Genomic DNA, 14460 nt, shown 5'->3' with positions numbered 1-14460 from the left:
AGTAATGGGTTAAGTGATAAAAGGTGTCTGGAAATATAGGGGCCAATCCAAGATACAAGGAGGAGTCTATGGGCACACCACGATTTACACCTGAATTGAAGGAAGAAGCCGTCCGTCAGATAACTGAACGCGGTTATTCCGTCGCCGAGGTATCTGACCGTCTGGGCTTCTCTGCACACAGCCTCTACAAGTGGCTACGGGCTATCAAATCTGATAACAGCGAGCAGCATGCCCGGGATTTACTGGAAGCCAAAAGCGAGATCCTGAAACTCCTAGCGCAGCTAAAACGCACCGAAGAAGAACGGGATATACTGAAAAAGGCCGCGCAGCACTTTGCAAGGGAGCCCGACTGAAGTACCGCTTTATCAATGAGCACCGCACAGTATGGGGTGTCATGACGATGTGTCGGGGGTTGCCCGGGTCGGGTTTTATGCGTGTCTGCATAACCCGGTCTCCGCGCGGGATAAGGATAACCAGCGTCTGCTGACGCTTATCCGTGACTCCTATTTACTGAGCGGAGGCTTATACGGTCACCGCCGGGTTCATGACGACCTGAACGAAATCGGGGAAACCTGCGGTAAAAACCGGGTGGGCCGTATTATGCAACTGAACCGGATTAAAGCCGTGCGCGGCTATAAAGCTCCGCGTCGTATCCTGGCAGACCTTCAGTGGTTGCGCCTAATCGTGTGCAGCGGCAGTTACCGTTGTCCGGGCCAATCAGGTCTGGGTCACCGATATTACTTATATCCGCACCTGGCAGGGCTGGCTGTATCTGGCGGTGGTTATCGTTCTCTTCGCCCGTAACGTGGTTGGCTGGTCGATGAAGCCACACTCTCTCTCGAACTCGCGCTGGACGCTCTGATAATGGCCGTGTGGCGTCGAAAACCGGACGGCGAAGTTATCGTACATAGCGATCAGGGCAGCCATCCCGGCGGCGTCAGTCCGGAGGCCTTCGAGCAGGCCTCGTCGTGAGGACAGAATATGTCTACGGGCGTGGGGTCAGTCCATAAATGACTCTGAGGTGTCTGTTAAACCCGTGGCGATTCTGACCTGCCTGATCTGCTCCCGGTTGAGTATTACATGCCAACGTTAGTCCGACATCCCTGTGGTTATGACAAATGCGAACTTCTGCTCCTCGCTCATAGCGGAATGCCCATTCGCTTCAGGCAACTTTTTGTTCATTCTCTCCAAGCCCTGTAGTACCGAAAGGCTGGTTCAGTCTTTCTCAGCGTCGGCACGAAGCGGGCGCGTTTTGCCTCACCGGCACTCTTTGAAGCGGTACCTTGAATTGCCCGATATTCCGGGATTAATGGCATACAGGTCTCCGGCGTCCGGGTACTGGATCAACTCCGAATCAGTCATAGCAAAACGAGCAGTGGTAATGAATAACGTTCCGAGTTGGTCCCCACCGAAGCAGCAGCTGGTAGGACGCGGAACAGGCATTGTCACGTTACCGCTCAGATACCCGTTCCGGTCATAGCGTAACAGACATCCCCCATTGAACTGACAGACCCATAAACCCCCCTCCTTATCCAGAGCGATGCCATCCGGACGTCCCAGTCCGGTGGGTGTCCTTGCGAACAGTCTGACATTTGCAGGTTTGCCATGTGCCGTATAAGTCGCCTTAAAAATCGAGCAGGTGATCGAATCGACAAAATAGAAGGTGTTTCCGTCTTCCGACCATGCAATTCCGTTAGGCAGAGCGATCTCTTGCTGAATTAAACAGGCGTCACCTGAGCTGCTAAAACGGTAAAGTGCGCCAGGGTTACGATCCGGCCCCTCATGCATAAGTCCTGAAATAAAACGGCCCTGCGGATCGCAGGCACCATCGTTGAAGCGACATCCTGTACCGTCCTGAACAGCCGGACTGATGAGGCTCACTTCTCCGGCCTGCAGTTCGAGCATGGCAACGGCTGTGTCTTCTGTGAAAATGAGATTGCCTGTGTCGGTCAGCGCCAGGGCGCCAATACGTGCCGCTGACTCATAAACGGTTTCTGTCCTGCCATTCTGCAGTAGCACATGGATCCTTCCGCGAGTGATGTCCACGAAATACAACACACCTTTCTGTTCATCCCACACAGGACTTTCACCCAGTTCGGCGCGCACCTCTGCAACGCGACGCATATCGTAACCGTCAGGCATTTCAGACCTCTTTTATCTGCTGCCAAAGGCGGGCGACATCCGTCACGCTTTCACACTCGACACGCTTCAGGTCTGTGGGGTAAACAACGCCTGGATTCTCACAAAAACGCGTGGCGGTGAACTGGCCATTGCTGGCACGAAGGATGTAGCCAGTGTCCTGACACAGCGGACTTGACAGATAAAGGACGCCGGGCGCTACCCACTCCGGTTTGAGGTCAGCCGGAGGCTGCGTAATCCCCCACATGCGTGTTCTGGCAACCGGCGAGACAGCGTTCACAAGAATGCCATGCTGTTCGCCTTCCAGGCTCAGGGCATTCATGACCCCTATCTGGGCCATTTTGCCCGCAGCGTAAGCCACGAGGCCGGGCTGTGCATAACGCTGAAACATGGCACGATCGGACGTATTAAGCACTATCCTGGGCGAGGAAGAGCGTTTAAGGTATGGCCATGCATATTTACTCAGCCAGATCGGCGCACGAAGACTGATACCGATGGCACGCTCAAGGAAATCCTCATCCTGGTCTTCGATAAGCTGATAGTCCACCCAGCCTGCGTTGTGGATCAGTATGTCCAGTTTACCTAACCGGGTAACAGCCAGTTCAATCAGTTCCCTGCACGCCTCCTCACTGTCCAGGCGTCCACTGTGTGAAAGCAGTTGCCCCTGGTCGGCGCGCAGGGTGCGGGCAGCTTCTGAAATCACATCCTCAGCGGCACCTTCACCAGACCGGTTTGTGCCAGCGTCGCTGATGACAACCCGCGCACCATTATCCAGCAACGACTGCGCGTATGCGCGTCCCAGGCCCTGTCCTGCGCCGGTGATGATTGCGACCTTATCTTTCAAAAGCGTATCTGTAAGCGGTTTTGTGTTGCTCATGCTGAATCCCCGTGATAATGGAAGTCACGATGATCGCGTGTCACAGGAAACCGGTAAAATATATTATTTGTAGGCTGGTAATATCTGTAACGTCTTAATCTGCACTGAGTGCCATAGATCTGTGTATCTTTTCGATTAATTTATCCCGGATTAAAGACGCCGAGTGTGCATTCCACCCCATCAGGAGTTCCACGTGCCGCAGCCCGGCCGGAGCATCGACCCTGAATGGCCTGAATATCACGTCTTCCCGTGTCTCTTTGGCCAGTGAGGCGGGCAGCAATGCGACGCCGAAACCGCTGGCAACAAGTGCAACGAGCGTCTGCAGTTGCCGGGCCTGTTGTGAAATATGGGGTATGAATCCTGCCGCTCCGCACAACTGGATCAGCTGGTCGTGAAAACCCTGCCCAAGGTGGCGTGGTGCTGAAACGAAGTGGTCGCTCTGGAAGGCTGAGAGGTGAAGGGTTTCACACTGTGCAAGGCGGTGTGTGGCAGGCAGAGCGAGCATAACCGGTTCACGCAGGATAGTGTCGAAACGCAGCCCTGGTGCGCTCCTGCCGGGCGTGCGCATAAATCCGAGGTCCGCGCGTCCCTGCTCAAGCGCTTCTGTCTGCTCCTGAGTCGTGGCCTCCAGCATCGTAAAGGAGATCGCCGGATAAGCGGTACGAAATTCTCTCAGTGCACGCAGAAGGGGGGCATAACCGACAATGCTGATAAAGGTCAGGGTGAGATGGCCTTCAATTCCCTGTGACACGCGGCGGGTTTTTTCAACACCTTCATCAAGAACACGTAACACTTCTCGCGCTGATTCGAGAAAATTAATCCCTGCAGGCGTAAGTGACACACTGCGGTTCGTGCGTTCGAACAGCGAGACACCTAACTCCTGTTCAAGTCGGCGGATAGCCTGACTGAGGGGAGGCTGCGCCATATGAAGTCGCTGCGCAGCCCGGTTGAAATGTAATTCTTCTGCAACGGCAATGAACTGGATAAGAAGCCGGGTTTCTATCATGAGATCACATGGATACCATTCTGGTTTTTATGAGATTCATACCATATTGCTGATGCAGAGATATACCTTTTAAGCAGAAGGTACCTGCTATCACTCATCAGGCTAAATAACCATTTCACTGGTATCGAGCGTGATGCGCATTAATTTCTGCATGTTGTATCTCCTCTGATGCGGCACCCGTTGCGCCGTGCGGACACAAATCCCGGCGAAAAGCGGAGGACGAAGGGCATCACCGGAAGCCGCATGCGCTGGCGGGAGCGGGCTGAATGCACCGTTAACTCCGGGAAAAGATGAGTATCCTTCAGGAAGCTGGGGCTGGGCTAGGTGAAGGCATGTTGTGGTTGCTTTATCAGGGGAAGCCAGGTATTGAACGTCCGTTTTGTGCTGTGAGTTCAACGGGTCGATGCAACGCTATCCTTGATCAAGGGGGACGTTGCCATGAAACGAAGAACTCGCATTTACTACACGCCAGAACAAAAGGCGATTATCTGGGACAGATACAAGCAAGGTGATTCTCTGCATGATATCGCCAGAATGTTCGACAGATACCATTCTTCTATTATGCCCACTATCCATCAGACTGGTGGATACCGTCCCCCTGTCCGAAAGCGGCACCGGTTAGCGCTTTCGCTTGATGAAAGAGAGGAGATACCAGAGGGCTGGTAGCAAAACGAAGCATCAGGGATATCGCTGACAAATTATCAAGAGCCCCCTCAACGACTAGCCGTGAGATCAAGAGGCACGGAGGTGCAAAACAATACCGGGCAGCCAAAGCAGATAATGCTGCGTGAGAAAGTGCTCTGAGACCCAAACCTTGTAAGGTAATTGAAAGCCCCACGTTGTGTAAAATCATTGCAGAAAAGATGCATCAGGACTGGTCGCCGGAACAAATCGCCGGTTGGCTGAAACGCTGTTATCCGGATAATCAGGAAATGCATGTGTCACACGAAACGATTTATAAAACGCTTTTTATACAAACCTGGGGAGCATTAAAAAAAGAACTGCAGCAATGCCTCAGAAGCGGAAGAACGGTGCGTAGATCCCGAACGTCATCACTTAAAGGGAAAGGATTAGGGAAAATCCCGAATGCGATACCTGTCAGCGAAAGGCCACCGGAAACCGCAGACAGAGCCATACCTGGTCACTGGGAAGGTGATCTGATCCAGGGCTCGAAAAACTCCTATATCGTCACCCTCGTTGAACGCCATTCCCGCTTTGTTATGCTGACCAAAATCAGGGATAACAAAACCATAACTGTCATATCTGCACTCATCAAACAAGCGCGGGAGTTACCTGTTGAGCTTTATAAAACACTAACATGGGATCGAGGTGCTGAAATGACCAGCCACACCCGGTTTACTGTAGCGACAGACATACAGATTTATTTCTGTGATCCTCAATCTCCATGGCAACGTGGCTCAAATGAAAATACGAACAGGCTACTCAGACAATATTTTCCAAAAGGAACTGACTTATCGATTCACAGCCAGCAAAGACTTAACTGTGTTGCCAGACAGCCAAATGAAAGACCGAGAAAAACGCTAGACTATGAATCACCCACAGAGCGGTTTAATAAGTGTGTTGCATCCATCGGTTGAACTCACAGCTCAAAGCTGTCTGTCAACGTGGTCAGGCTCACAAAGCCATGATGTACAAAAATCACCTTAACGTACAATAATTTCCGATATCCAAACTGACCACTATATAATGCGAATAAATCTTCATTCAGGGATTAATCATAACTACTGAAGTTATGTTGTGGTTTTTTAAAAACAAATTATTCAGGTTTATTTTCGATTGATTTAATGGGGTAGTATATGCCAAAAAGTGTTTTGCTTTTGCGAGAGGCATTTAATGAGTCCGTGAAGTATATGATATGGTCTTTTTATTCACTGATAACTGCTTACGTTTCGGTGGCTTTTTATGATAGGGTTGAGGTTAAGACCCGAATAAATAGTTATCTGAATAAGTTACTTTTCGTGATTGTTATGTCTGTTTTTACCCCAAATATGTACTTTGTTTTAATGGTGTTCAGTCTGAAGTTAGGCGCCGCTGCTGGCGTTGTGTTATTCATAATGGGGCTACTTTCATGTTGTTAAACTCGGCACCTGTAATCACTGGTATGTACAGCAGCGCAAAGGTTGAGTTTTATGAGCAGAGCCAGGCTGGGTTTTCATCTGTTTTGTCATTTTTAGAAAAATGGAACCTTTCAATCCATTGATTTTAAGCGAGAAAAAAATTCTAAATAATTAAGATTATAGGGTACTCGCTCTGTATCCCGGACAAAACCAGCCAGCTCGCGCGCGACAGCAACAATCGTTATACTGACATGCTTCCCCTTTGCCTGAAGTTTTCGGTATCTTCTGCAAAGCCTGACCTGAGCATCCCGTGCACTGTCAATGACGGCGCGGGGTAAACTTTCCTGACGATTTTGTATTGCCGGACTGATACGTGCCGGATGCCGGTAACTCCAGGCAGCTTCGACCAGCAGCTTTCTTGCATAGCTGTTTCCGGCTTTGGTTATGCTGCCCTGATGTCTGCTTCCTCCTGACGAATATCCCGGTGGAGTGATACCAGACCATGACATTAACTGTCGGGGATGTTCAGAACGGGTCAGATCACCCAGCTCAGAAATTAATCCAGTTGCAGTAATAAGCCGAATCCTCCGCAGTGCTTCCACTACAGGGTAAAGTTTCCATTCAGTAACCGCCTCCATCCGGTCTGACCCCGGCCGCTCACATTGTGCCAGCCGGTCTTCTATTGTGCGACGGTGCCCGTCGAAAGCTAATTGTCTCCGGGGGGGCTCAAATGAATATTTACTGAGCCAGCGTCGGTGTGCGGGGCCCCAGTCTGCCCGCCCGGCATAATGGACCCATGGACCAGAAGAAACGATTTCAGACGTTGCCGTGCATGCCGTAATCATCCCGGACAGATGCCCGTGCCCGGGCCAAATCTCTGAATGCTTCATCTTCAACGCCGGGAACGTGGACAGCAGAAAGATCTCCTGTACGCAGTGAACGCACCAGTCTGATAGCATCACGGCAGTCGGTTTTAACCCGTTCACCTGTTTTTTTCGGGATAAGTGCCATGCAGTCAAAACCGGGCTTCACCAGCCGGCGATAAAGACCATAACCGCAGGGGCCCGCTTCATAAACAATACTTACCTGTGATGACTTTGACCTGAGACGTTTGCAAAGATGCTGAATACCAGAGGGTGCTGTACCAGTTTTCCCCGTCAGTTAAACAGATTATGAATTAATAGCGTAAGCAACAGCCATCGATTCTCTGTGAACATCTAATCCGGCGTACAACGTGTTATTGTTGTTCATGCTGGCCTTCGTGGTGGTATACCGGGGTGTAGCAACAGCTCACCCATACGGCTCTGGCAATGATGTTAACCCGCGTTAAATATCCCACGCTGGCCAGCACCTGTCTCACGGAAAGTCATTCTGTCTTACACTGATTTCAGCATCAGAATCGTCGTTTTAATCATTGTCACTCAACTGGTCTTTTGTGTGACAACCCACGGCGTTGCTGGTCGGGGAAAAGTCCAGGTCTCCAGCGTAGAACCCGGTATGGTATTCCAGGGCTTTAACCTGTTTCCGCACTTAACGGTGATGAAAAAACTGATGCTGGTCGCACTACCATAGACTGGCGACGGATGCGGAGCTGAAGCACGAGGCCTGCGTATTACTGCGCTAAGTTGGTATGCTCGAGCACGCCCACAAATACCCGCATCAGCCTTCCGGTGGGCAGCAACAAAGGGTGGTTATCGCCCGGGCTTTAATGATGCGTCATGCTGTTTGATGAGCCGACCTCGGCGCTGGATCCAGAAAAGGTGAATGAGGTGCTGCAGGTGATTGAGAACCTGGAGGAGGAGGGCATTACGATGGTGATCGTCAACCACGAGATGAACTTCGCGTTTAGCGTGTCGGACAGAATTGTGTTTATGGAAAAAGGACGGGTGGTTTGCGACGACTCTCCGCAGCGGAGAGAACCCGCGCATTACCGAATTCCTGAAAGACGTTAACCTGGCGCCCGTCGCGACCTGAAAAAAACGAGCTGCGGTAACATTATCCTGCCGCAGCCCGTGTGGATTAAATCTCGATCACTTTCACGCCGGAACTGCGAGCCATTTTCACGCATTCCGCCGTATCTTCTCCCCCAGGGAAAGCCAGCAGCACGTCAGGGCGGCTGTCCTCCAGCATAAACAGATTGCGGCAGGTTTCCGCGTATTTACCGTGCAGCGCCCAGTTGGCCGGGTAGCGAAGACGTGCACGTCCGTGCCGCGTGCCCAGGTTTCAATGGCGCAGCCGAGCGACTGATGCCCCCATGGATCAGCACATTCATTGTCTGCGTGCTGGCATACAAATCCAGCACGCGGGTGAGGGTGTCGGCATAAAACCGACCTGCGCAGATTAAAACTCTCACTTTTCTGCACCTTAACGTTGTTCTCCTTGGAAAGATGCTTCGTCCACTTTACGGCGGTTATTATTTTAAGCGTCCGGCGACGTTTCGATAAAGCGCAGAGACTTATCGCCAAGGCGGTCAATTACCGGGTAGGCCACGGCCGCGATGTGGTGATGTACGCGGCGGTAGTCCCGCAGCACTCGCTGGAAAATGTCGCCGGATTTCGCCCAGGCATTTTTGTCCTCTCGCAGTTTTTTGAAATGCTCGCGGCTGGCGGAAGCCTCGAGCTGACGGATAGTCTCTTTGCGCTGCACCAGCTGATGGGCAGCGGATAAATCTTCACGCATAAACGCGGCGATGCCAAGGCGCAGGCTAGTCAGGATCTCCGCGTGCAGCAGGCGAATATTGTGTAATTCAAAGTCACAGAACAGTTCGCCCCGGCGCGCCCGGCGCGTAGCCAACTGGGTCAGGTTACTGGAAAGAATGTCCCCCGCGTGTTCGAAGTTGATGATGAACATCAGGATCTCCTGGGCGCGATCGGCATCCGCGTTATTCAGCCCGTCATGGCTGATATCCGCCAGGTAAGCACGCACCGCCGCGCTAAGCAGATCCACCGACTGATCGAGCTGCCGAATTTCATCAGCGGCATATTCTCCCTGGGTGACAAACAGCACCAGCAGGCGATCCAGCATGATGGTAAGCATGTCGGCGGCGCGCAGCGATTCGCGGACTGAGTTAGACAGGCCGATGTAAGCCACTTCGAGACCCGCATCGTCCAGATACATCGGTATTCCTGGGTCGCCCACGCGTTCTTCTTCCGGGAACAGATGTTCCAGGAAACGAGCCATCTGCGCGGTCAGGCCGATAAACAGCAGCGCGAGCACGGCGCTAAACGCCGTGTGGAACCACACCACCAGTTGAGGTGTGCTCAGCCCGGACTTGCGCGCAACATCCGTCAGCAGCGGAAGTATTAGCAGCGCCAGCGCACAGCCGACCAAGCGGACAATCAGGTTGCCAACCGGCAGCCGACGAGCCACGGCGGAGCCAGCGTTTAGCACCAGCGATAGCGCCCCGCCGATATTGGCCCCCATAACCAGGATCAGCGCCGTTTCTGGCCTCATCGCGCCCGTGGCGGCGAGGGACGCGATCAACAAAATAATCGCCACGCTGGAGTGGCACAGCAGAGTGAGGATCGCGGCCACCAGCAGAGCGATTAATATGTCCCCCTGCAGCCCCTGCATCACGGCGTAAAACACCGGCGTGACTTCGATTTCCGCTAGTGTGCTGCTCAGTAAATGCAGGGCAAGCAGCATCAGGCCGAGGCCAATCAGGGCGCAGCCCACGCTCTCAAAGTTGGAATGGTCGCGCAGCTTAAAGACCACAAACCCGGCCAGCAGAAGCAGCGAGATGGCCATTCCCATGTTGAAGCTCATCAGCTGCACCACCAGCGTGGAGCCGATGTTGGCTCCGAGCATTACCGCCAGAGCAGGGGCAAGACTCAGCGTACCGGCGGCGGTAAACGACGTCGCCATCATGCTCACCGCAGTGCTGCTTTGCAGAACGCCGGTAATGCCGATACCGGCGAGCAGAGCCGTCCAGCGGTTGGTCAGGTGGCGTCCCATCCAGTTGCGCAGCGGCTGCCAAAGCTGCGCTGCAGCGCAGTTGAAATCATATGGCTGCCCCAGAGCAGCAAAGCGATGGCGCCAGCCAGGTTAATTAACAGAGTAGTTCCGGACATAATCAATTCCTCCTCTTCAGGATGGATGGTGTAACAAAACGCAGTAACCTGATCGAAAAACGATGTATGGCGCTGGCGAGGTTCAGTAACGCTTTCGCGTGTCGGTAGTTGATTTTCCCTCCGGCGAACCAGTCCAGGGCGCTGACGCGAAGGGTGCGGATTATTTTCATTAAAAATAAGACAACCAGTGCGATGGTCTTATTTTTAATCAGGAAAATAATGGAATATTGCTTTTCCATAATGTTTTTCAGTTTGTATTACTTGCCTTGAAAGATGCCGCCGAAGCGGCACCTTATTGAAGTTTTTAATGCAGCGTTAGTGCCACTGCTTGAAGCGACGCATGTAGAAGTTTTCATGCCCTGGGCCACGCAGCAGTAGGCGAGCAGGGTAACCACCAGCCACGGGAAGTACTGCCACGGCAGGGCCTGTAGCCCAACCAACGGTCCGAGCGCAGAGAACGGCACGTAAATCCCAACCGTCATAACCAGTCCGGTCATCATCATCACCGACCAGGCGGCGGTGCTCTGAATGAACGGAATTTTCTGGGTACGCAGCATGTGCACCACCAGCGTTCGCGACAGCAGGCCTTCAACGAACCAGCCGGACTGGAACAGGGTCTGCATGTGCTCACTGTTGGCGCTGAACACAAACCACATCAGCGCGAAGGTGGTCATGTCAAAAATGGACGACGTCGGGCCAATCCAGACCATAAAGCGGCCAATGTTTTTGGCATCCCACTTGCGCGGCTTGCTCAGAAACTCTTTGTCCGTTTTGTCCCACGGCAGCGCGAGCTGGGAGATGTCGTACATCAGGTTTTGCAGCAGCAGCTGGATCGCAAGCATCGGCAGGAACGGGATGGAACGGGATGAATGCGCTGGCGACCAGCACCGAGAACACGTTGCCGAAGTTGGAGCTGGCGGTCATGTTCAGATACTTCATGATGTTGCCAAAGGTCTCGCGGCCTTTGAGCACACCATCTTCCAGCACCAGATGATGTCGGCAGATTCCTTAGCGATATCGGTGCCGCCGTCGACCGAGATACCGACGTCGGCATCGCGCAGGGCAGGGGAATCGTTAATCCTGTCGCCCAGGAAGCCCACGGTATGACCATTGGCCTGCAGCGCCTTCAGCACGCGAGATTTCTGTAACGGCGTCAGCTTGGCAAACACGGTGCACTCTTCCACCAGTTGCTGCAGGGAGGCATCGCTCAGTTGCTCAATCTGCGGGCCGAGTACCGGCTCGCCTGACTCCAGCCCGACCTGGCGGCAGATACGGGTAGTGACAATGGCGTTATCGCCGGTCAGCACTTTTACCGCCACGCCAATGTCCATCAGGGCGGCGATAGCCGGACCTGCGCTCTCCTTCGGTGGATCGAGGAAGGTGAGGAAGCCCCGGATGATCAGGTCGTGCTCATCATCGGTACCGTACTGTTTTTTCGACTCGGCTTTAGGAATGTCGCGAGTTGCCACCACCAGCACGCGGAAGCCATCTTTGTTGTAGTCATTGGTCATTGCCAGCATGGCGTCACGATGCTGATTATCCAGCGCGACAACCTTGCCGTTCTCTTCCATGTGGGTGGCAATGCTCAGCATCTCTTCCACGGCGCCTTTGCACACCAGCAGGTGATTGCTCTGGCTGTCTTCCACCACAATCGACAGGCGACGGCGGACGAAATCAAACGGCATCTCATCGACTTTGCTGTAGCCCTGCGGTTTGACAAAGCCTGGCTCATTGTCAGAGAAGTAAATGACTGCCTGGTCCATCAGGTTTTTGATGCCGCTTTGGTGGTAGCTGTTAAGCCAGGCCAGCCCCAGCACGGACTCGTTTTTCTGGCCGTTGGTGCCCACGTGGTGCTCGAGGATGATCTTATCCTGCGTCAGCGTCCCGGTTTTGTCGGTGCACTGCACGTCCATTGCGCCCAGGTTCTGGATAGCGTTCAGGCGCTTAACCACTACTTTACGCTTCGCCATAGCCACCGCACCTTTGGCGAGGTTGGCGCTGACGATCATCGGCAGCATTTCAGGCGTTAACCCCACGGCCACCGCCAGGGCAAACAGAAGGGCATCCCACCATTCGCCTTTCAGCAGTCCGTTAATCAGGAACACCACCGGCACCATTACCAGCATAAAGCGGATCAACAGCCAGCTGACGCTGTTCACACCGCGGTCGAAGGCCGTTTGTGCGCGGCTTCCGACAATCGCTTTCGCCAGTGAGCCAAAGTAAGTTCTTGGCCCGGTCGCCACCACCACAGCCTGCGCGGTGCCGCTGACCACATTGGTGCCCATAAAGCAGATGTTAGGGATATCCAGCAGGTTTTCGCTGTCGATAGCCTTATCGTGCGCGGACTTTTGCGTCACGTCGCCCAGGGTGTCGTATTTCTCAATCGGCAGCGCTTCACCGGTCAGTACGGCCTGGCTGATAAACAGGTCGCGGGATTCAATCAGACGCACGTCTGCCGGGATCATGTCCCCCGCGTAGAGCTGTACGATGTCGCCCACGACCAGCTCGCGCATCGGGATTTCACGCGGGGTTCCTTTTTGCCCTGCGTGTTCGCGACGAACGACCGTAGCGGTGGTGCGAACCATCGCTTTCAGCGCCTCGGCAGACTTCGCCGAGCGGTGTTCCTGCCAGAAACGCACCAGCCCGCTGAGCGCTACCATGGTGCCGATAATTGTTACCGTCGTCAGGTCACCGTCTTCGCCGTGGCTGATGGGCAGCCAGTAATCGGTAGAAAAGCTGATCCCGGCGAGAATACCGAGCACGTAGATAAACGGGTTGTTAAATGCCATCAGCAGCTGAACCAGCGCGTGAGGCGGCTTGTCATGGGCAACTTCGTTCAGTCCATCCCGCTCCAGCCGGGCGCTGGCGTGGGCCTCCTGTAGCCCTTCCCGGGTGGTGTTCAGGTTGACCAGGGTTTCTGCGATGCCGTTTCTGGCTTCCTGGGCGGTACGCATAGACAGCGTGCTTTTTTTATTACGGTTCTTGGTTTGTATAGTCATGATGGTGCTCCTGTCGCCAGGCGGCAGCAGGCTTTTTTGCGGTGAATGCCAGATTAAAGGCGGCCGAAAATAGCCCGATGTTACATGAGCGATCGGTTTTAAATTAATTTAGCATAAGATTTCTCGCTATTTATTTATTAAAAATAAACAGATGAGAAATTTATATTTTATTTTCTTTGGACGTGTTTGCTCCTGCTGATAAATATGCTGGAAGGCATCAGCGAATAAACAGGTACCAACAGTGATGTAATTCAGCGTGGCGCACGGAAGCGGGCTGCGGCATAGCGCGCAGACACGCCCGACAGCGTAACGGCTGAATCAGGCTACGAAGGGTCGACTTTGTGGGTCTTCTCCATCAGAGAAACTGCAACGACGCTCCAGCTGGCCGGTGACAGGACTGACACGCCGGTTGGTGATGCGTTGATTCAAATCACTGATTTTCGCGAAGAAAATTGAGTTAGACTGTTTTTTTCGTGCGGACAACACCCGATCGCGGGGCGACCGGACACGCAGCGTTGATGTCACTGTTTTGACACCAGAAAAAAGGGTAGATTTGAAGTTCATAACACACCTCGGGATCGTGAAAACCCTGGTCGAGGTGGGACAACACAAGAGCATCAGGCTCTGGCGAAACACACCAAAACGAAGAAGTGATCACAATCGATTTCATGTTTACTTTCCCGAACCGCCATTAAGGCGATGTTCGGGCAGCTACTAAATTCAGTATCCATTAGTCTCTTATGTCAGGTTAGGAAAGGCCGCAACTTCGGCCCGTGAGGTTTACCAATGACTAATACTATTGTCAACCCGGAAGTGGAAATTAAATGTGTTCGTTTATATTTCAGTGAGGGAATATTGAGGGACGAGAATAAATGGTATTCATTATCTCTCTTCCCGATTTGTTTTTTTTCTAAGAATCTATCCCAAAAGGGATTGCCAGCTAATAGAAAATGGTAATTTTTGAGGGCAAAGCATGGCGGGTAACAAGTGGCAGATCAGTGATGGACTCTGGGAGAAAATGGCTCCACTCATCCCGGAACATAAAACTCAGCATCCGTTGGGTACGCACCGAAAGCGGGTTGATAATCGCGCTGCAGTGAACGCCATCTTCTTTGTACTCATTATAAAACACGGCCATGCCCTTACAGCCATCGGTAGTGCTTCCAATTGGTAGAACATGTATTTTTCAATGAATGCCCCGATGATTTTTTCATGAAGCTCTACGGAGCGTGAGAAGCAAATGGTTCTTCGGGCCAGGCGTTTGATTCGGGTTCCCAGCATCAGGTTGTTG

At 52.9% G+C, this 14460-nt stretch carries 6 protein-coding genes and 7 pseudogenes; 4 read left to right on the top strand and 9 right to left on the bottom strand.

What is annotated here, in order from left to right; genetic code table 11:
- Window positions 1–68: 68 nt before the first annotated feature.
- Window positions 69–969, top strand: a pseudogene (locus tag IAE50_RS24660) (IS3 family transposase); the annotation flags it as partial.
- A gap of 288 nt (window positions 970–1257) precedes the next feature.
- On the opposite strand, the gene IAE50_RS24655 reads toward IAE50_RS24660, so the two are convergent.
- The 3 genes from IAE50_RS24655 to IAE50_RS24645 all read right to left on the bottom strand — a co-directional run bounded on the left by IAE50_RS24655 (window position 1258) and on the right by IAE50_RS24645 (window position 4022).
- A complete protein-coding gene (locus tag IAE50_RS24655; RefSeq protein WP_200581582.1) occupies window positions 1258–2142 on the bottom strand; it encodes an SMP-30/gluconolactonase/LRE family protein in 885 nt (294 codons plus the stop codon).
- Window position 2143: 1 nt separating this feature from the next.
- Entirely contained in the window at window positions 2144–3016 is an 873-nt protein-coding gene (locus tag IAE50_RS24650; protein ID WP_200581581.1) for an SDR family NAD(P)-dependent oxidoreductase, read from the bottom strand.
- 94 nt (window positions 3017–3110) lie between these two features.
- Window positions 3111–4022, bottom strand: coding sequence for a LysR substrate-binding domain-containing protein (locus IAE50_RS24645; protein WP_200581580.1), 912 nt, complete (start codon window positions 4020–4022; stop codon window positions 3111–3113).
- Window positions 4023–4460: 438 nt separating this feature from the next.
- Between IAE50_RS24645 and IAE50_RS24640 the strand changes: the two are divergent.
- A pseudogene (locus tag IAE50_RS24640) lies at window positions 4461–5620 on the top strand (IS30 family transposase).
- 611 nt (window positions 5621–6231) lie between these two features.
- Here the strand turns inward: IAE50_RS24640 and IAE50_RS24635 are convergent.
- Window positions 6232–7351 (bottom strand): annotated as a pseudogene (locus IAE50_RS24635) (IS110 family transposase).
- Between the two features lie 243 nt (window positions 7352–7594).
- Here IAE50_RS24635 and IAE50_RS24630 point away from each other — a divergent pair.
- A pseudogene (locus tag IAE50_RS24630) lies at window positions 7595–8074 on the top strand (ATP-binding cassette domain-containing protein); the annotation flags it as partial.
- Window positions 8075–8518: 444 nt separating this feature from the next.
- Here IAE50_RS24630 and IAE50_RS24625 read toward each other — a convergent pair.
- The 4 genes and pseudogenes from IAE50_RS24625 to mgtA form a co-directional block, all read right to left on the bottom strand.
- Window positions 8519–10054: a Na/Pi cotransporter family protein gene (locus IAE50_RS24625; RefSeq protein ID WP_234467330.1), complete on the bottom strand. Its 1536-nt coding sequence runs from the start codon at window positions 10052–10054 to the stop codon at window positions 8519–8521.
- Window positions 10039–10170: a hypothetical protein gene (locus IAE50_RS26555; protein WP_255563761.1), complete on the bottom strand. Its 132-nt coding sequence runs from the start codon at window positions 10168–10170 to the stop codon at window positions 10039–10041. Before IAE50_RS26555 ends, IAE50_RS24625 begins: the two co-directional genes overlap by 16 nt.
- A 2-nt stretch (window positions 10171–10172) precedes the next feature.
- Complete coding sequence (locus IAE50_RS24620) at window positions 10173–10409, bottom strand: hypothetical protein (RefSeq protein ID WP_200581579.1); 237 nt, start codon at window positions 10407–10409, stop codon at window positions 10173–10175.
- A gap of 76 nt (window positions 10410–10485) precedes the next feature.
- Window positions 10486–13169 (bottom strand): annotated as a pseudogene (mgtA, locus tag IAE50_RS24615) (magnesium-translocating P-type ATPase).
- A 973-nt stretch (window positions 13170–14142) separates the two neighbouring features.
- On the opposite strand from mgtA, the pseudogene IAE50_RS24610 reads away from it, so the two are divergent.
- A pseudogene (locus IAE50_RS24610) lies at window positions 14143–14337 on the top strand (transposase); the annotation flags it as partial.
- A 2-nt stretch (window positions 14338–14339) separates the two neighbouring features.
- Here the strand turns inward: IAE50_RS24610 and IAE50_RS24605 are convergent.
- Window positions 14340–14460, bottom strand: a pseudogene (locus IAE50_RS24605) (IS1 family transposase); the annotation flags it as partial.

This window comes from Kosakonia sp. S42, assembly GCF_016624785.1.
Classification (GTDB): domain Bacteria; phylum Pseudomonadota; class Gammaproteobacteria; order Enterobacterales; family Enterobacteriaceae; genus Kosakonia; species Kosakonia cowanii.
This window is presented reverse-complemented; position numbering and strand designations above follow the sequence as displayed.